The sequence below is a fragment of the Pseudomonas edaphica genome, assembly GCF_965277385.1.
In the GTDB taxonomy this organism is placed as follows: domain Bacteria; phylum Pseudomonadota; class Gammaproteobacteria; order Pseudomonadales; family Pseudomonadaceae; genus Aquipseudomonas; species Aquipseudomonas edaphica.
Genome location: NZ_OZ255725.1, coordinates 293,501 through 311,918, shown reverse-complemented (window position 1 = coordinate 311,918; position 18,418 = coordinate 293,501). Strand labels below are relative to the sequence as shown.

The window sequence follows — 18,418 nt, the reverse complement described above, 5'->3', positions numbered from 1 at the left end:
TGAGGGCTGACTAGTTCGACAGCGCAGTTTTTATCGGGCCGATATAAGGCGCATGGACGACATAGATTCGAACAGGAGGGTTGTTGGCAATCATGTCGCGAGGTACTTCGCGCGAGTAGGTGAACTCGTTCTTATCCAGTTTTTCCAGTCGCCTGACCACTGTTTTGACCGGTCCCACATCGGGCACCAGAATATGGGTATTTTGGTCGCCTGTGACGAGGAAGTAGCCGCCACCGCCATCGGCGTATTTTGAAAGCCCGGTGTCAGCATAGAAGAACTCATAACGGTTGCGCTGTGGGTCCCACATTGAAATGCCCACCACGCCGGGGTAGTTGGCCTTGACATCCTTATCCGGGGCACCCTCGATATAGACTTTGGTGGTCAACCATTGTGGGGAAGAGGCCAGCGCCTGGATATCCCGTTCAGGCACGGTTGGCGTTGCGTAACTTTCGCTGGATTTAAATAGGCCGATAAGACACAGACCAGTTAATACAATACTGAGTGTTTTCATTCTTGAATTCCTGAGGCTGCTGGCTAAGAGCGCGGCATGATGTTTGTGCGAGGGACGCGGCGATCTTAGTGTGTGCTCTGGCGGCGGCTCAATGGTTATGTATGGTCTTGTAATAGTTAATGGTCTATTTCAGTGAAAATATTATTTAGATGTAGGCTGTGTCTGCTTTAAATGTCGGATACTTCTTGTAAGTTGCTTCGTTTAACGGATTTTTGGCAACGCCATAACCTTTCGCGGCCCACGAAAGCTGCCGTCCGCCACCCTCCTTGAACGGCTGCGCCGCTCAACCATTCCTCAGCTAAGTCTTTGCTTATTCGAGAGAATCCCGGACAATCCGGCCCCTTCTATGGTCGAGGCGCTGCCTGTCAGGTTTTTCTGACTCGCCCCGGCCGTGTAAATGCGGAGATCCGACCGGATGAATGATCAGGCCAATAGCGTCGACGAACGCTATGCAACGACACCTGCAACCCTCACAAGCTGGAGCCGCCAGGACACCACCTGGATGCTCGGCCTGTTCGGCACCGCTATTGGCGCCGGTACTTTGTTTTTGCCGATCAACGCCGGCCTGGGCGGCTTCTGGCCCCTGGTGATCCTGGCATTGCTGGCGTTCCCGATGACGTTCTTCGCTCACCGTGGCCTGACGCGCTTCGTGCTGTCCGGCCGTGCCGGCTCTGACATCACCGACGTGGTTGAAGAGCATTTCGGCCTCAAGGCCGGTGCACTGATCACCTTGCTGTACTTCTTCGCCATCTTCCCGATCCTGCTGATCTACAGTGTGGCCCTGACCAACACCGTCAGCAGTTTCATGGAACACCAACTGCACATCATGCCGCCGCCACGGGCGATCCTGGCCTTTGTGCTGATCCTCGGCTTGCTGGCCGTGGTGCGTTGCGGCGAGCAAGTGATCGTCAAGGCCATGAGCCTGATGGTGTATCCGTTTATCGTTGCCTTGCTGTTCCTGGCGGTGTACCTGGTCCCGCACTGGACCGGTGGCATTCTCAGCACTGCCAACGAAGTCCCGGCGCCGTCTGCGCTGCTCAATACCTTGTGGCTGGCGATTCCGGTGATGGTGTTCTCGTTCAACCATTCGCCGATCATCTCGGCCTTCGCGGTTGATCAGAAGCGCCAGTACGGCGCCAATGCCGATGAGCGCAGCTCGCAGATCCTGTGCCGCGCGCACCTGTTGATGGTGGTGATGGTGCTGTTCTTCGTGTTCAGCTGCGTGCTGACCCTGTCGCCGGCACAGCTGGCCGAAGCAAAAGCGCAGAACCTGTCGATCCTGTCGTACCTGGCCAACCACTTCGACAACCCGACCATCGCCTTCGCCGCACCGTTGATTGCATTCGTGGCGATTGCCAAGTCGTTCCTGGGCCACTACATCGGTGCCAGTGAAGGCCTTAAGGGGTTGGTATTGAAAACCGGGCGTCGTCCGGCTGCCAAGTCCCTGGACCGCATGACCGCCGCGTTCATGCTGGTAGTGTGCTGGCTGGTCGCCACGCTCAACCCGAGCATTCTCGGCATGATCGAAACCCTGGGCGGCCCGATCATCGCGTCGATCCTGTTCCTGATGCCGATGTACGCGATCCGCAAGGTGCCGGCCATGGCCAAGTACCGTGGGCAAGCATCCAATGTCTTTGTCACTGCGGTGGGCCTGGTCGCGATTACTGCGTTGGTTTACTCGCTGTTGTCCTGATGACAGACGCCGGGTAACAAAGCCGATTCGCGCACTGCGTGAATCGGCTTTTTTTTGTGTCCGAAAAAATCCCCATGCCAATGAGGGCTAAGCTGTCGACGTGTTGGTTCCCTTTGGAGATACTCATGGCTCGGCCCCGCCCGCAATTGGTCACAGGCAAGCTGGAAAAACTGCACCCTACACAATTGACGGTCGGTATGGCTGAAGTCGCTGCCAAGCGCGACGCCTGGACCAAACTCAAGCGCAAGGAGCGCGCCGCCGCCCTCGACAAGCACTGGTTCCCTTGTGTGCTGGGGCCGGACGAGCGCTACTACATCACCGACCATCACCACTTCGGTATGGCTTTGATTCTGGAAGAGGTCAAGAGTGTGTCGCTGCTGATGCTCAAGGACCTGTCTTTCGTGGAGCGCAGCACCTTCTGGAATGTCATGGCATTCAATCAATGGGTCCACCCCTACGACGCGCGCGGTTTGCGGCGTACCTATGAGGCCATTCCCCGCAAGATTACCGACCTGCAGGACGACCCTTACCGCAGCCTTGCCGGCCTGCTGCGTACCGCCGGCGGTTACGCCAAGGACGCAACACCGTTCAGCGAGTTTTTGTGGGCGGACTTCTTTCGCAGCCGTATCGGCAGCGATGTTGTCAGCCAGCCAAATGCCAAATTGTTGGGCAAGGCCATGACTCTGGCGCGCAGCCAGGAAGCCCGTTATTTGCCAGGATGGGTTGGGCCGATTGAAAACTGAAACCGTTACGCCCGTTGCCGTACCCCCCAATCGTACCCAGGACATCCTGGCCGGGTTGTCCATCGCCGGGTTACTGCTGCCGGAGGCTGTGGCGTATTCCAGCATCGCTGCGTTGCCGCCGCAGGCCGGTGTGATCGCCTTGTTTGCCGGGCTGGTGTGCTACGGCCTGTTGGGCACCAGCCGTTTTGCAATTGTCTCGGCCACTTCCTCTTCTGCGGCGGTATTGGCGGCAGCTACCGCCAGCCTGGCCGGGGATGATCCGGCGCTGAGACTGTCCCTGGCCTTCGGGCTGGTGCTGATCACCGGCGTGCTGTTTGTGTTGGCCGGTTTGTTCAAGCTGGGCGGTGTGACGTCGTTTATCGCCAAGCCGGTGTTGCGCGGTTTTGCCTTCGGCCTGGCGCTGATCATCATCCTCAAGCAACTGGCCAGTGTGGTGGGCGTACACCTGACCGATAACAACCTGATCCGCTTTCTGCCGCAGTTACTGGAGCAATTAGCGCACTGGAACTGGCCGGCGGCGCTGGTGGCAGCGGCAGCATTGGCGGTGTTATGGCTGTGCGCGCGAATCCCGCGCTTGCCGGGCGGCTTGCTGGTGGTGGTCCTGGGGATTGTTGCCGGGCAGTACCTGGGCTTGCAGGCCCATGGCGTGGCCTTGATCGGCATGATTGATCTGCGCCTGGAGCTGGGGCACTTTCCCGTGCTGCCGTTCGCGGATTGGTTGCGCCTGGGCGAGTTGGCCTTTGCCTTGGTCATGATCCTGTATGCGGAGTCCTACGGCTCTATCAGTTCGTTCGCACTTAAACATGGCGACCGGGTGTCATCCAATCGCGATCTGTTGGCGCTGGGCGCGGCGAACCTGGTGTCCGGGTTGTTCCACGGTATGCCCGCCGGTGCGGGCTATTCGGCCACGTCGGCGAATGAGGCTGCCGGCGCCGGTTCGCGCCTGGCGGGCATCGTTGCAGCGCTGGTGGTGCTGGTGATCGTGTTGACGGTACTGCCGTATGTGGCGTTAACGCCGGAGCCGGTGCTGGCAGCCATCGTCATCTACGCGCTGGGCCGTGGCTTGAGCCTGCAACCCCTGGGCCGTTACTTCCTGTGGCGCCGCGACCGGTTGCTGGTGATCTGCGCGGTGGCGGCAGTGCTTGTGCTGGGCGTGCTGGATGGCTTGCTGGTGGCGGTGGCGATCAGCGTAGTGTTGATGCTGCGCCAGATGTCTTCGGCGGATATTCAAGTGCTGGGGCGCCTGGGCGACAGTCATGACTTTGTTGACCGACAACACCATGCGGATGCGGTGCAGGTGCCTGGCTTGCTGATTGTGCGGCCCAGTGAGGCGCTGTTTTTCGCCAATGCCGAACGCATCCTGGGCGCGGCGTTGCGCTTGATGCGTCAGTCGCCGGTCGAGGCGGTGGTGTTGAGCCTGGAAGAATCGCCCGACCTTGACGGCACCAGTATCGAGGCGCTGGCGGCGTTTTTTGCGCAGGTGCACGGGGAGGGCAAGCGGCTGGTACTGGCGCGGGTGCGGCATGCGGCGATGGAAGTGCTGCAAGCCTTGCCCGAAGCCGTTGCGCCACAGGTTTTGCTGAGTGCCTTGAGTGTTGATGGTGCGGTGCAGTTGGCGTTGCACGCCAGGCCGTGAGTGCCAATGATCAAAAAATGTGGGAGCTGGCTTGCCTGCGATGGCGGGTTGTTGGTGGTGTACATATCCGTTACCGCAGCAACGGATATGTACACAAAACAACACAAAAAGCCCGCCACAGCCGGCAAACCAGCCCCCACAATTGTTTATCAGTGTGACGAATATCCTATTCCACGCATAAAAAAACGCCGCGCATCTTGCGATGCGCGGCGTTTTTTAAATCACAACATCTTAGGCTTGAATCACCGGGATGTTGGCGCTTGCTGCGATTTTGCGGAACTCGGCGATCTGGTCGAAGTTCAGGTAGCGGTAAACGTCACTGGCCATGGTGTCCAGTTTCGCTGCGTAACCCATGTACTCTTCGACGGTCGGCAAGCGACCCAGCGTGGAGGCAACTGCCGCCAGCTCAGCCGAGGCCAGGTAGACGTTCGCGCCATCACCCAGACGGTTCGGGAAGTTACGGGTCGAAGTCGACACAACCGTCGAGTTCGGCTCTACACGTGCCTGGTTACCCATGCACAGCGAGCAGCCCGGCATTTCCATGCGCGCGCCAGCCTTGCCGTAGATGCCGTAGTAGCCTTCTTCGGTCAGTTGGTGAGCGTCCATCTTGGTCGGCGGCGACAGCCACAGACGGGTTGGCAGCTGACCCTTGACCTGCTCCAGCAGCTTACCGGCAGCGCGGAAGTGACCGATGTTGGTCATGCACGAACCGATGAACACTTCGTCGATCTTCTCGCCGGCAACACTGGACAACAGACGGGCGTCGTCCGGGTCGTTCGGTGCGCAGAGGATCGGCTCGTTGATTTCGGCCAGGTCGATCTCGATGATTTCGGCGTATTCGGCGTCGGCATCGGCTTCCATCAGCTCCGGGTTGGCAACCCAGGCTTCCATCGCTTGGGCGCGACGTTCCAGGGTGCGTGCATCGCCGTAGCCTTCGCCGATCATCCAGCGCAGCAGGGTGATGTTGGAGTTCAGGTACTCGGTGACGGAGTCCTTGGACAGCTTGATGGTGCAACCGGCAGCCGAACGTTCAGCCGAGGCGTCGGACAGCTCAAAGGCTTGTTCCAGCGTCAGGTCGTTCAGGCCTTCGATTTCCAGGATGCGGCCGGAGAAGGCGTTCTTCTTGCCTTTCTTCTCTACGGTCAGCAGGCCAGCCTGGATCGCGTAGTAAGGAATGGCATGAACCAGGTCACGCAGGGTGATGCCAGGTTTCATTTTGCCTTTGAAGCGCACCAGGATCGATTCCGGCATGTCCAGTGGCATTACGCCAGTGGCTGCGGCGAACGCGACCAGACCGGAACCGGCCGGGAACGAGATGCCCATCGGGAAACGGGTGTGGGAGTCACCACCGGTACCGACGGTATCCGGCAGCAGCATACGGTTCAGCCAGCTGTGGATGATGCCGTCGCCTGGACGCAGCGAAACACCGCCACGGGTCATGATGAAGTCAGGCAGGGTGTGGTGGGTGGTCACGTCGATCGGCTTAGGGTAAGCCGCGGTGTGGCAGAAGGACTGCATTACCAGATCGGTCGAGAAGCCCAGGCACGCCAGGTCCTTGAGTTCATCACGGGTCATTGGACCGGTGGTGTCCTGGGAACCTACGGTGGTCATCTTCGGTTCGCAGTAGGTGCCAGGACGAACGCCTTTGCCTTCTGGCAGACCGCAGGCCTTGCCGACCATTTTCTGTGCCAGGGTGAAGCCTTTGCCGGTGTCGACAGGTGCTTCAGGCAGTTTGAACAGGTCGGTAGGGCCAAGGCCCAGTTCAGCACGCGCCTTGTCGGTCAGGCCGCGACCGATGATCAGCGGGATACGGCCGCCGGCACGAACTTCGTCCAACAGAACCGGGGTCTTCATTTCGAAGGTGGTCAGGACTTCGTCGGTGCCGTGTTTGCAGACTTTGCCAGCATGCGGGTACAGGTCGATCACGTCGCCCATGTTCATGTTGGTGACGTCGAATTCGATTGGCAGTGCGCCAGCATCTTCCATGGTGTTGTAGAAGATAGGAGCGATCTTGCTGCCGAAGCAGAAGCCGCCGGCGCGCTTGTTCGGCACGTAAGGTACGTCGTCGCCGAAGAACCACAGTACCGAGTTGGTTGCCGATTTACGCGACGAACCGGTACCCACCACGTCGCCGACGTAGGCGATCGGGAAACCTTGGCCGCGCATTTCTTCGATCTGCTTCATCGGGCCGGTTTTGCCTTGCTCGTCCGGCACGATGCCTTCGCGCGCCATTTTCAGCATGGCCAGGGCGTGCAGCGGGATGTCAGGGCGGGACCAGGCGTCCGGGGCAGGGGACAGGTCGTCGGTGTTGGTTTCGCCGGTGACCTTGAAGACGCGCAGGCTGATCTTGTCGGCCAGGGTTGGGCGGTTGCGGAACCACTCGCCGTCAGCCCAGGACTGGATCACGCCTTTGGCGTGCTCGTTGCCGTTCTTGGCTTTTTCGGCCACGTCGTGGAACGCATCGAACATCAGCAGGGTGTGCTTGAGTTGGGCGGCCGCGACAGGGGCCAGCTCGGCGTCGTCCAGCAGCTCGACCAACGTCACGATGTTGTAGCCGCCTTGCATGGTGCCAAGCAGTTCAACCGCGCGTTTCTTGTCGATCAGGGGAGAAGTGACTTCGCCCTTGGCCAGGGCGGACAGGAAACCGGCCTTGACGTAGGCAGCCTCGTCAACGCCTGGTGGAATGCGGTTGGTGATCAGGTCAACGAGAAATTCTTCTTCGCCAGCCGGAGGATTCTTCAGCAGCTCGACCAGGCCTGCGGTTTGTTCGGCGTTAAGCGGCTGGGGAACGATACCCAGTGCTGCACGCTCTTCGATATGTTTGCGGTAGGCTTCAAGCACAGTTATTACCCTCATCAGTGGTCCCACGGGACGCTCATCCAGAAATGAACGGCACGCATGCGCTCGGGGGCTTTTTGGGCCGCAAAGCCAGCGCTGCCGGCATTCCTCACAGAAGCTGCTTTCAAAGTTTTACGCCTGCAGAACGGAGCTGATGAGGGTTGGCGCGGGCTCTGACCTACCGGGTCGAACCTGCGCCAACACCGTTCTGAAGGAACGACTGTGCTCGTGACGCTTTGAAAACAGCTTCCAGCGGATTATTGGCGCCTTACAAGGCCGGATGATTCTACGGCAAAAAAAATCTAAAGGTAAGTTACCTAGCCAAGTTTGCTGGGTGATCAACCTTAGACAAAGGGCTAACATGGCGCACTGTTTCGCTGATTTGTGTGCATTGCCCATGTCCAACCAAGCCATCAAGACCCCCTGCGTCGGCCTGTGCTCCACGGTTTACGGCGATCTCGTCTGCCGCGGTTGCAAGCGCTTCCACCATGAAGTGATCCAGTGGAATGGCTATAACGAAGAAGAAAAACGTGCGGTATGGCTGCGGTTGGAGCAACTGTTGGTGCAAGTGATGGCCGGCAAACTGGAAGTCTTCGACCCCAAGATGCTGCGCGGGCAGCTTGAGCTGCGCAAGATTCGCTTCGTGCCGCACCAGTCCGAGTACTGCTGGGCCTACCAGTTGATCGCCCGAGGCGCGCGGGTGATTTCCAACCTGGAAGCCTATGGCATGGTGTTGCTGCCGGAGTTTCGTGAGTGGCCCTTGCCGGAATTGCGCGATGCCATCGATCGTGAGTTCTTTATCTTGTCCGAGGCGCATTACCAACGCTATATCGCGCCGGGGTTCCTGAGAGACGCACTGGGACACTGACCGCGCAGGTCAATGTGGGAGCTGGCTTGCCTGCGATGGCGGCAGATCAGCCAAAGGTGTTTTGACTCAAAGGTCGCTATCGCAGGCAAGCCAGCTCCCACCTTTGATCTCCATAGTCTGAAGAGGCTACGTCAGGCCTTGGTGGCCAACTCCTCCAGGTGATCCATCAACGCCTGCGGCTTGAGCACCAGCACATCACTTTCCACCGCATCCAGCACCACCTCCGCCGTATTACCGATCAGCGCTCCGGAAATCCCGGTGCGCGCCACCGTGCCGATAATGGTCACTGCTGCCTGCCATTTCTGCGCAGATTTGGGAATCAATACATCCGCCGGGCCTTCCTCAATATGCAAGTGGGTGTCGTCGATATCAAACTCGGCCTGGAACGCCTTGCATTGCTCGCGATAGCGCGCCTCGATAGTTTCCTTGAGCTGGAAGGTCGGGTCTGCTGCTGACAGCATGGGGGAAGGGTGAGCGCTGATCACATGCAACTGGGCCTTGGCCAGGCTTGCAATATCGAACCCATGGTCGACGATAGCGTTGTGCAGTGCCTGGTGTTCGCTGTCGGTGTTGCCCACATCAATGGCCGCCAGCACCACCTTGCCGGCCCAGGGCGTCGAGGTTTTTACCAGTAGCACCGGCGTAGGGCAGTAGCGCAGCAGTTTCCAGTCTGCTGGCGTCAGCAGGGCCTTTTTCAATGGGCTGTCCGGGAAGTGCTGCTTGATCACCAGGCCACAGCCTTCGGCCTGCTGCACGTCGATGATGGTTTCATGCAGGCTGTCATTCCACGCCTGCTCGGTGGTCACGCTGTAGCCGTCCTCCTGCAGGCCGGACTTGAGCAGGCTGAGCAGCGCCGAATGCTCGTGCTTTTTGTCGCACACCAGCAAGTGCAGGTGCGCGCCGGTGACCCCGGCAATCAGCTTGGCGCGCTTGAGCGCGAGGCTTTCTGAATGCTCAGGTTCGATAACCACCAGGATGCTGCGGATGGCTTGCATGGTCGGGGTCTCCAAAGGGTGGGCCTGGAACAACTATAGTTGCTGCCCGCCAGACGTCATGTTGATGCACATCAAGGCCAGTAGCTGGTGGTCTGCGGCGGGGTCGGTATAATCGCCGGCCTTTTGTGATCCTTTTGCCCGTGAGCCCGATGAACCTGCCCGAAATCCACGAATTCCTCGGCTGCCGCACCCCCGACGCCTGGGTCCAGGCCGCGTTGGCCGATCAGCACACCCTGCTGATCGACCACAAGAACTGCGAATTCAAAGCCGCGAGCACCGCCCTCAGCCTGATCGCCAAGTACCACGCCCACGTGGACCTGATCAGCATGATGTCGCGCCTGGCCCGTGAAGAGCTGGTGCACCACGAACAGGTCATGCGCCTGATCAAAAAGCGCAAGATCGAGCTGCGCCAACTGCATGCCGGCCGTTATGCCTCGGGTTTGCGCAAGGTTGTGCGCAGCCACGAGCCGGTCAAGCTGGTGGACACGCTGGTGGTCGGCGCCTTTATCGAGGCGCGCAGTTGCGAGCGTTTCGAAGCCCTGGTGCCGCATTTGGACGAAGAACTCGGCAAGTTCTACTTCGGTTTGCTCAAAAGCGAGGCCCGGCACTTCCAGGGTTACCTGAAGCTTGCCTACCAGTACGGCGACGCCAAGGACATCGCCCAGGTCATCGAGCGGGTTCGCGCCGCCGAGCAGGAACTGATCGAGTCACCCGACATCGAGTTCCGCTTTCACAGTGGCGTGCCAGCCTGAGGCGACGGCCACGCCGATCAGCGCGGTGATCCCGGCCAACAACAGGATCACCGTTTGCGTGCCCAACGGCGCCGCCAGCACGGCAATCAACAGGCCCGCCAGCGGCTGCGCCAGGTTGTTGAGCAAGGTGATCACGCCCACTGTCTTGCCGAAGTCCTGCACCGGAATCACCCGCTGGCGGGTGCTGCGCATGTACACGTTGAACATCTTGTCGAAGCCGGTGATCAGTAAAAATCCCAGGGTGTAAGCCCACAGGTTAGGGCTGACGGCCATGACCAGTGCCCCCGCCGCGATCATTGAATAAGACAGCCCGCCCAGCACCTTCAACGGCAGGCTGGAACGCGCCAGGTAAAACAGAATGACGATGGTCACCACCGCGCCGGCAGCCTGCAACAACGCATAGGCGTCTTTGCCGGCGGCGAACAGGCCAGTGACCATGGCCGCGGACGTGGCCAGCGTTACCCCGATGATCAAGTTGACGCCCACCGCCAGGGCAATGACCCGCTTCAGTTCCGCCAGTTTGCGGATATGCCCGAAGGCAATGCGCAGCGGTTGCAGCCAGATATCCTGATGCTGCTCAAAGCTCTCCAGGCTGACCGTGGTGTTGCGCTGCCAGACCAGCATCGCCAGGTCCGCCAGCACAAACAGCCCGGCAATGCCCGCCACCACCCACGGCCAGGCCCACACCTCCAGCATCAGCGCCGCTACCAGTGGCCCCAGCACCAGGCCGCTCTGGTCGGCGATCTGCGAGTAGGACAAGGTCTTGGCATAGGTGTAATGCTTGAAGATATGCGGCATCACCACTTCGCGGGCCATGATGCCCTGGGTCGTCAACACGCCGCACAGCGCCGACAGGATCACCAACCAATAGATACCGTCGAACACGCCATACAACGCCACCGCCAGCACGCACGCCAATGCACGGTAAACCTGGCTGATATGCAGGATGCGCACCGGCGAAAACTTGTCGCACAATGCGCCGCACACCGGGAACGCCAGGTAACGCGGCAGTGACTCGACGAAAAACGCCAAGCCGGCCCACGACACACTGTTGGTGGTTTGGAATACGATCAGCGGCACGATAAACAACAGAATCTGGTCCGCCAGCCGCGACAGGAACAACGAGATAAAAAAAGCCAGGTAGTCCTTGCGCATGGTGCTCTCGTTTCAATCGATCAAAGCGTCAAGTGGGGTGCGTTGCCGCCGTAATCGCACCCACGCGCAGGGCGGCGAGATAAGCGGCAATGAGATCGATGCAGATCGGTGAATACAGGGCGACGCGATCGCCTGGTTGAACACCGCTGGCGACCAGCAGTCGGGCTATTTGTGTCGTTCTTGCTTGAAGCATTCCATAGCTGTAATGGACGGCATCGAGCGCAACAGCGCACTTGTGCGGGTGGCGGGAGGCGTTATGTTCGATGACCTCGTGATACAAAAGCATGGTGTGTACCTGTATTCAATAACACGCTTAAATAAAGACAGAACGGCTGTGTGAGAGCGGTTCGCTAAATTAAATAAAGGCTGTGTTTGAATAAAGCGCTGAGGTAAGCGCCAGGGGTAGCAATCGATAAAAGTTGCGGGTGCACAATATCAACTCCTTTGATATTTATTTTAATTATCTTCCATGACTTTCACCGGCAGGTGTCGCTGAAAAGTGCATGGATAGTTTCATTGGCGTTGTTGGGCTGTCAACGACGGCCGCGTCACTGTTTTGTCACTGCGTCGTGACAATTTAAGGCGTGTACTCAATAAATGTTAGTGTCGAAACTTCCGAAAATGACGTGAGTTATGGCTGTCAGAAAAATCACGATCTTTCTTGGGCAAGGCTGCGAACGCCGCGACTTGATACGTTAAAAACTCCGGGTGAAATGTTAAAAACCTTTAAAAACATGAAGGTTGTTCGAAAGCCCCACAGAAAGGCTTTTTTTGCCGCGCCCAGTACCTTTACAGGCCAGCTTGCCACCTATAATGCTCACACTTCAATCCGCGCATCCACACTGAGAACTTATGGAAAACCTGGGTCTGGGCAAGGTCCTGCTCGTTGAGGACGATGAAAAGCTGGCAGGGCTGATCGCGCATTTCCTGTCGCAACATGGTTTCGAGGTGCGCGTGGTGCATCGGGGTGATGAAGCCTTGGCGGCGTTTCTCGACTTCAAGCCGAAAATTGTGGTGCTCGACCTGATGCTGCCGGGCCAGAGCGGGCTGCACGTGTGCCGGGGAATTCGCAGCGTGTCCGACACGCCCATCGTCATCCTCACCGCCAAGGAAGACGACCTGGACCACATCCTGGGCCTGGAGTCGGGCGCCGATGACTACGTGATCAAACCGATCAAGCCGCCGGTATTGCTCGCCCGCCTGCGCGCGCTGCAGCGCCGCCAGGTGCCGGAGCCCACGGTGCGCGGTGCGCTGGAGTTCGGCCGCTTGTCGATTGATCGCAGTTGCCGGGGCGTCAGCCTGGGCGGTGAGGCCATCGACCTCACCACGATGGAGTTTGAGTTGCTGTGGCTGCTGGCCAGTCACTCTGGGACTATCCTTTCGCGCGACGACATTCTCAACCGCATGCGCGGTATTGCCTTCGACGGCCTGAACCGCAGTGTCGACGTATACATCAGCAAATTGCGCAGCAAGCTCAATGACAACCCGCGCGAACCGGTGTGCATCAAGACCATCTGGGGCAAGGGATATCTGTTCAATCCGTTTGCGTGGGAGGTTTAGATGCTGCGCCTGTTTCTGCGCCTGTATGTGATCCTGGCGCTGGGGTTGGCCGGGGCAATCTGGCTGGTCAACTACACCTTCGACGAGTTATTGCCCGAGGCCAACGAGGTTTATAACCGTGAAGCCTTGCGCGGGCCGGCCTATGGCCTGGTCGAGCAACTGCGACCGGTGCAGGGGGCGGCCCGCGATGCGCGCCTGGCTGAGCTGCAACCCCATTATGGTTTGCGCCTCAAGCTGGTGCCGCGCGACACCCTGGCGCTCAATGACCGCGAACAGCAACTGTTGGCGGGCGGCCAACTGGTGGTGCGCGGCGACTTCATGGAGTTCCTGACCACCATTGATGGCGGCCCGCAATTGTTGCAGATCAAGCTGCCGGAAGAGCCCAAATGGTTGTACCTGTGGGCCTATGGCTTCCTGGGTGTGAGCCTGGCCATCGTCCTGTATTTTTGGGTACGCCCGCATTGGCGCGACCTGGAGCATATCCGCCTGGCCGCGCAGCGTTTTGGCGATAACGACCTCGGCTCGCGCATCCTGCTGCCGCGCCGTTCCACCGTGCGTGAGCTGGCCGGGCACTTCAACCAGATGGCCGAGCGCATCGAAAGCCTGATCGCCAACCAGCGTGAACTGACCAACGCGGTGTCCCATGAGTTGCGCACACCGATTGCGCGCTTGTCGTTTGAGCTGGACCAACTCAAGCAACAGGCCGACCCACGCCAGAGCCGCGAATTGATCGCCGATATGTACGCCGACCTTGGCGAACTGGAAGAAATGGTGTCTGAGTTGTTGACCTATGCCAGCCTGGAGCGCGGCGCCACACAGGTCACCCGGGAAAATATCGAAGCGCATAGCTGGCTCGATAGTGTGATCGGCAGTGTGGCCCTGGAAGCTGAAGCCGCGGGTGTGCAGCTCTCGTTGCGCACCTGTGACGTCGACTTTATCCAGATCGAGCCGCGCTTTATGGCGCGCGCAGTGATCAACCTGCTGCGCAATGCCATTCGTTATGCCGAGCGCCGTGTAGAAGTGTCGCTGGTCAAGTTCGGCAATGGTTACGAAGTGCGGGTCAATGATGATGGCCCAGGTGTGCCGATGGAGGGCCGTTCCAAAATCTTCGAACCCTTCCTGCGCCTGGACGCCAGCCGCGATCGCCGCACCGGCGGCTTTGGCTTGGGCCTGGCGTTGGTCAAACGCGTCAGCCAGTGGCATGGCGGGCAGGTTGAAGTGCTGGACTCGGAGTGGGGCGGGGCGTCGTTTCGGATGACGTGGGCGTATGGCGAGTAGGCGGTTGCCGGCGGTCGCGGGCAGCCGCCAAGGGCTTTAAGGTGCCCCGAACCGTACCAGCATGCGCTGGCCCACACGCAGTGACGCAGGTGCAGGTTGTTCGAACGCCACTATGCATTCCACGGTACGCATATTGGCTCGTGCCTGTGGGTCGCCTTCAAGCGTGCTGTTACCCAGCACGGAGCTGATACGCACCACATGACCGGACAGCGACGGTTGGTCGTTGCCGTTTTCGGTCGATATTTCGGCTTTCATACCGGCGTGGACCTGCGCAATAAACGACTCGTTCAGCTCGGCTCGCACGATGCGTACCTCGTTCGGCAGCAACACGAAGGCAGGCCCTGACTCCGATGAAACGGTAGCGCCAGGTTGGGTCAGGCGCCGCACGACTTCGGCGTCCGCCGGTGCATAGAGGTTGCGCTGGGTCAGTTCGTAGCGCGCACCGGCGAGTGTTCTTGTGGCGGCTTCGAGGTGTCCTTGGTTTTTTTCAATAGCGTCGCGCAGTTGCTCGGCGGCCTCGCGCGCATCATCGGCACTCTGGCCATCTGCGGCTCCAGCCGCGGCCGCCTTTGACAGGCGCATGGCTTTCTGGTCGGCAAAGTTGAACTGTCTTTGCAGGTGCCTGGCGTGCACTTGAGCCTGTTGTTGGTCGGCAAGCGCGGCACTTACGGCCAGGCGCGCCTGTTCGCTGTCCAGGGAGGCGAGCAGTTGGCCTTTTTTTACAGAATCACCTTCTTTGACTTTGATCGCGGCCACCACGCCATCGCGGGCAAACTGCAGGTTGAGCAGGCCACCCTCGACATCGACGCGGCCGCGAGCCACTGCCAGGTAAGTCGGTGACGAGGCCGTGGCTTGAGCCGGCGTATCCTCCCGTGAACAGCCGTTCAGGAGCAAACAGGCACTGAACAGGGTCAGCCAAGGGGAGAGGGAGCGGACATTCATACGCAGTGTTCCTGGGGGGCGGTAGGGCTGGCGGGCCGCAGGTGATGGTGGGAGTCGCTGATGATGCGGCCGTCTTCAATGGCCAATACACGGTCGGTGTGGCTGATCAAACGCGGGTCGTGGCTGACGCACAGCACCGTAGTGCCGCGTTCACGGGCGATACGGTGCAAGATATCGATCACGATCTGGCCGTTGGCCGCGTCCAGGGCGCTGGTGGGTTCGTCTGCGAACAGCAACTCGGGCGCCTTCGCCACGGCGCGGGCGATAGCCACCCGTTGTTTTTCTCCCCCGGACAGCGCGGCCGGGCGCAAGGCCATGCGCGAACCGAGGCCTACATCTTCCAGAGCCTGAGTCGCGCGCCTGCGCACTTCCTGCGAAGTGAGCCCGAGGTAACTCAGGGGCAACTCGACCTGTTGCAAGGCCGTCAGCGCCGGGAACAGATTGAAGCCTTGGAATATGAAGCCCGTGTGATGCAGCCGAAAATGCTCCAGCGCCCGTGGGGCAAGCGTTCCCAGGCTTTGCCCGAGGGCCTCCACACGGCCTTGGTCGGGTTGCTGCAAGCCGCTGAGAATCGCCAGCAGCGTGCTTTTTCCGCAACCGGATGGCCCCGCGATCAGAGTCAGTTCCGCGGGCCTTATTGCCAGGGTGATGTCGTGCAGTACAGGGGTCATAACCTGGCCTGATACAAATGCCTTGCCGATGCCAGTGGCATGCAGGGTGAAGGATGTGGTCATCGTGGGTTCTATCTCAAAAGGCTTGCTGGGTCGGCATGACGCAATGAGTGCATCGCGGCCAGGCCGGAAACCAGGGCCAGGGTCATGTTCAAGAGCAGGCAGGCCAGGGCTGCGACGGGGGAAAGAGTCATCGGAACGTTGTAGTAATGCGCCAGGGCGAAGAACAGGCCGGTCAGCCCAGTGCTGCCCAGCAAGCCCAGGGCGCCCACCCAGAACGCTTGTTCCATCACGACTTTGCGCAGAGACGTGACGCCGACGCCGAGGGCGTTAAGGGTTGCGTATTCGCGGATCGATCCAATCACAGCCGCTACCAGGGTCTGGCTGGTAATCACCGCCCCTACCAGGAACACGATCACTGCCAAAAACAACACACCCGCGCCGGCCCCGGTGTCGAACATCCAATGCATCTGCGAGCGGTAGCTGAACTGCGCTGCGGTCCACACTGCGTATTTGCCGAATGCCGGGCTGCCGTCGATGCGTGCTGCAACCGCGTCCGCCTGACTGGGGTCTCGGACCTTGGCCACCCAGTAGGTCATGCGATCTGTATCGGCGCTCGTATCCAGCTGGCGGGCCGTGGCTAACGATGCGATCACGTTAACCCCACCCAGTGCGCGTAATCCGCTGATGACGCCGACTACATGCACCCCGTGGCCGTTGATAGTGGCCGCGTTTCCAGGATCAAGGCCCAGGCTGTCGAGGTCGGCGCGGTCAACGATGACCGCTCCCGGTTCATTCAGGCGTGCCCGCAACGAGCCGGGCAGTAAGCGGGCGAACATCAAACCTTGTGGGTCTGCGTCGATACCGGAAACAAATACCGAGACTCCACCTGTGTCCCGGGTACCCCGCCAGTCAGCATCCACCCAGCGGTAGGGCTCGACCCTGAGGACATCGGGGTCCATGCGTATACGCATCTCTACACCGGCATCGATCGGTCGACCCAGGTTGACGCTTTGGGTGCCGGGATAGCCCACCCAAAGGTCGGCGCGCGAGCCGGTGACGTACACACTGGCGCTGCTGAAGATACCCAGTACCAACGCGGTCTGAAGCAGTTGCAGCAGCCCTGCGAAGCCCACTGCAATAATCGCTGGCAGGAAGCGCCGCCATTCATGGATCAGCGTCAGGCGTGCAAGCGCAACCATCAGTCAGTCTCCTTATGGCGCGTGGCTGTCTGAGGTGCGGCGGTTGGCAACGGTGCGCCGCCGAGTGCCTTGTAGAGTGCGACGTAGGCAATGGCACGCTCGGTGCCGGCCCGGTCGACTTGTTGCTGCGCATGCAGTGTCTGAACCTGCGCTTCTACCAGGTCCAATGGACTCAAGAGCTTCAACGCTGCCCGTTGTTGCAGTGCGTCAAGCTGGGTTTGCCTGGCGGCATAGGCCTGACGGGACAATTGTTCGCGTGCACGTAATTGCTCCAGGTCACCCAAGGCGTTTTCGACTTCGGCAACCCCCTCCAGCACCGCTTGGCGATACCCGAGGACGGCGGCCTGCAGATGGTGGTCCTTGGCTTTCGCAGCCGCCACGCGCAGGCCCCAGTCGAACAAGGGAATACTGATGCCGGGGCCCGCCGAGAAGATGCTGTTGCCATTGGGGGTATTGTTGCGGTTGCTGGCGATATTGAGCGACCACTGCAGTGAGGTGCCGAAGCTGATGTGCGGGTAAATATCGGCCTGGCTCATGCCCAGCTCACCGGCGGCGATAATCACCGAGGCTTCGGCGCCGGCAATTTCCGGGCGGGTGCGCAACAGGTCTGTGGGAACGCTATTGAGTTGCCAGTCACCGAGCGTCGGTAGCCGCCCCGGTTGCAGCCAAAGAGGGTCGGGCGCGCTCTGGCCCAACAATAATGCCAATTGCTGCGCGCTGCGGTTTGTCCGCTGGTGCACGCGCGTCAGCGCCATTTCAGCGAGGGCCAGTTCAGCCTGTGCAGCGGCAACGTCTGCGCAGGAGGCCAGTGCGAGCTGTTCCCGGGCGCGCAGCCGTGCCAGTTTTCCATGGCCAACTTCGCGCAGGGTTGCAAGGGTCTGCTCCGTTTGTTGGGCTGCTCGCAATTCGATCCAGCGCCGGCTGACTTCAGCCACCAATGAAACTTGTAGGGTGCGCAGGTTGTTATCCGCCAATGCCTGGTTCCCTTGGGCGAGGCGCTCGGCACTTTGTTGCATGCCAAACAATGGCAACTCCCAGACCGAATCGAAGCCGATCAGGAAATAAGAAGTACTGGTATCAGGGCTGACGGCATCCTTGGTTTTTATACTCAGCGAGGGCAGGTAAGGGGACTGCGCGTGCTGGCTCATAATCCGGATGGCGCGCAAGCGCTCCACCGCTACGGCGACGTTCAGGTTGTTTTGCAGTGCACGATCCACCAACGCATTGAGCTGGGGGTCGTTGAATGCATGCCACCATTGGTTCAGATCGGGTTGGGGCGGCGCAAGAGAAGGTTGGACGTTGCGCCATTGCTCCGGTGTAGACGGTTTCAATACCGGCAGGGGGGCAGTTGAGCATCCTGCAAGCGCCATTGACACTAACGAGAGTGCGCATAGCGATCGAAAGGCATGCGATCGGTTAAGAGGCTTGATGGTCGTTCCCCGGTTAAATACGGATACTGCGGTATTCATGCGATGGGCGCGTTGGTCGGCGCGCCAATGCACGATGTCACTGATCGGTTGATATTGAATGAAGCGTTCGAGCACCAACGTAGCGGCAGGGGGTGTTCAGTTCTG

At 59.8% G+C, this 18,418-nt stretch carries 16 protein-coding genes; 7 read left to right on the top strand and 9 right to left on the bottom strand.

Going from position 1 to position 18,418, the window contains the following annotated elements:
* Nucleotides 1-10: 10 nt before the first annotated feature.
* On the bottom strand, nucleotides 11-511 hold the full coding sequence (locus ACQY47_RS01435) for a DUF4822 domain-containing protein (RefSeq protein ID WP_428554943.1): 501 nt from the start codon (nucleotides 509-511) through the stop codon (nucleotides 11-13).
* Nucleotides 512-926: 415 nt separating this feature from the next.
* Between ACQY47_RS01435 and ACQY47_RS01430 the strand changes: the two genes are divergently transcribed.
* The 3 genes from ACQY47_RS01430 to ACQY47_RS01420 all read left to right on the top strand — a co-directional run bounded on the left by ACQY47_RS01430 (nucleotide 927) and on the right by ACQY47_RS01420 (nucleotide 4,583).
* Entirely contained in the window at nucleotides 927-2,204 is a 1,278-nt protein-coding gene (locus ACQY47_RS01430; protein ID WP_017136634.1) for a serine/threonine transporter, read from the top strand.
* 125 nt (nucleotides 2,205-2,329) lie between these two features.
* Nucleotides 2,330-2,947: a ParB-like protein gene (locus ACQY47_RS01425; protein ID WP_017136633.1), complete on the top strand. Its 618-nt coding sequence runs from the start codon at nucleotides 2,330-2,332 to the stop codon at nucleotides 2,945-2,947.
* Nucleotides 2,937-4,583: a SulP family inorganic anion transporter gene (locus ACQY47_RS01420; RefSeq protein WP_428554938.1), complete on the top strand. Its 1,647-nt coding sequence runs from the start codon at nucleotides 2,937-2,939 to the stop codon at nucleotides 4,581-4,583. The genes ACQY47_RS01425 and ACQY47_RS01420 overlap by 11 nt, the downstream gene beginning before the upstream one ends.
* Nucleotides 4,584-4,814: 231 nt before the next feature.
* Here ACQY47_RS01420 and acnB read toward each other — a convergent pair whose 3' ends face one another.
* A complete protein-coding gene (acnB, locus tag ACQY47_RS01415; RefSeq protein ID WP_017137496.1) occupies nucleotides 4,815-7,424 on the bottom strand; it encodes a bifunctional aconitate hydratase 2/2-methylisocitrate dehydratase in 2,610 nt (869 codons plus the stop codon).
* Nucleotides 7,425-7,818: 394 nt separating this feature from the next.
* On the opposite strand from acnB, the gene ACQY47_RS01410 reads away from it, so the two are divergent.
* On the top strand, nucleotides 7,819-8,289 hold the full coding sequence (locus ACQY47_RS01410) for a DUF1289 domain-containing protein (RefSeq protein WP_428554935.1): 471 nt from the start codon (nucleotides 7,819-7,821) through the stop codon (nucleotides 8,287-8,289).
* A 131-nt stretch (nucleotides 8,290-8,420) separates the two neighbouring features.
* Here the strand turns inward: ACQY47_RS01410 and ACQY47_RS01405 are convergent, their stop codons facing one another.
* Entirely contained in the window at nucleotides 8,421-9,284 is an 864-nt protein-coding gene (locus ACQY47_RS01405; RefSeq protein ID WP_017137494.1) for a universal stress protein, read from the bottom strand.
* A 149-nt stretch (nucleotides 9,285-9,433) separates the two neighbouring features.
* On the opposite strand from ACQY47_RS01405, the gene ACQY47_RS01400 reads away from it, so the two are divergent.
* Nucleotides 9,434-10,036, top strand: a complete 603-nt coding sequence (locus ACQY47_RS01400) for a tRNA-(ms[2]io[6]A)-hydroxylase (protein WP_017137493.1) — start codon at nucleotides 9,434-9,436, stop codon at nucleotides 10,034-10,036.
* On the opposite strand, the gene ACQY47_RS01395 is transcribed toward ACQY47_RS01400, so the two are convergent.
* Both ACQY47_RS01395 and ACQY47_RS01390 read right to left on the bottom strand, forming a co-directional pair.
* Complete coding sequence (locus ACQY47_RS01395) at nucleotides 9,992-11,191, bottom strand: MFS transporter (protein WP_099549610.1); 1,200 nt, start codon at nucleotides 11,189-11,191, stop codon at nucleotides 9,992-9,994. The two genes, ACQY47_RS01400 and ACQY47_RS01395, sit on opposite strands and share 45 nt — an antisense overlap.
* 28 nt (nucleotides 11,192-11,219) lie before the next feature.
* Nucleotides 11,220-11,477: an AMP-binding protein gene (locus ACQY47_RS01390; protein WP_428554930.1), complete on the bottom strand. Its 258-nt coding sequence runs from the start codon at nucleotides 11,475-11,477 to the stop codon at nucleotides 11,220-11,222.
* Between the two features lie 566 nt (nucleotides 11,478-12,043).
* Here ACQY47_RS01390 and ACQY47_RS01385 point away from each other — a divergent pair.
* Nucleotides 12,044-12,751 carry a winged helix-turn-helix domain-containing protein gene (locus ACQY47_RS01385; RefSeq protein WP_017137491.1) on the top strand — a complete coding sequence of 236 codons (708 nt, stop codon included), beginning with the start codon at nucleotides 12,044-12,046 and terminating at the stop codon, nucleotides 12,749-12,751.
* Nucleotides 12,752-14,029 carry an ATP-binding protein gene (locus ACQY47_RS01380; protein WP_017137490.1) on the top strand — a complete coding sequence of 426 codons (1,278 nt, stop codon included), beginning with the start codon at nucleotides 12,752-12,754 and terminating at the stop codon, nucleotides 14,027-14,029. It abuts the gene before it with no gap.
* Between the two features lie 36 nt (nucleotides 14,030-14,065).
* Here ACQY47_RS01380 and ACQY47_RS01375 read toward each other — a convergent pair whose 3' ends face one another.
* Genes ACQY47_RS01375 through ACQY47_RS01360 form a run of 4 tightly spaced genes read right to left on the bottom strand, consistent with a single transcriptional unit; the run spans nucleotide 14,066 to nucleotide 18,388 of the window.
* Nucleotides 14,066-14,971: an HlyD family secretion protein gene (locus ACQY47_RS01375; protein ID WP_428554925.1), complete on the bottom strand. Its 906-nt coding sequence runs from the start codon at nucleotides 14,969-14,971 to the stop codon at nucleotides 14,066-14,068.
* A complete protein-coding gene (locus ACQY47_RS01370; RefSeq protein WP_428554922.1) occupies nucleotides 14,968-15,705 on the bottom strand; it encodes an ABC transporter ATP-binding protein in 738 nt (245 codons plus the stop codon). Before ACQY47_RS01370 ends, ACQY47_RS01375 begins: the two co-directional genes overlap by 4 nt.
* A gap of 8 nt (nucleotides 15,706-15,713) precedes the next feature.
* Nucleotides 15,714-16,844, bottom strand: coding sequence for an ABC transporter permease (locus ACQY47_RS01365; RefSeq protein WP_428554919.1), 1,131 nt, complete (start codon nucleotides 16,842-16,844; stop codon nucleotides 15,714-15,716).
* Complete coding sequence (locus ACQY47_RS01360; protein ID WP_428554916.1) at nucleotides 16,844-18,388, bottom strand: TolC family protein; 1,545 nt, start codon at nucleotides 18,386-18,388, stop codon at nucleotides 16,844-16,846. Before ACQY47_RS01360 ends, ACQY47_RS01365 begins: the two co-directional genes overlap by 1 nt.
* Between the last annotated feature and the right edge of the window lie 30 nt (nucleotides 18,389-18,418).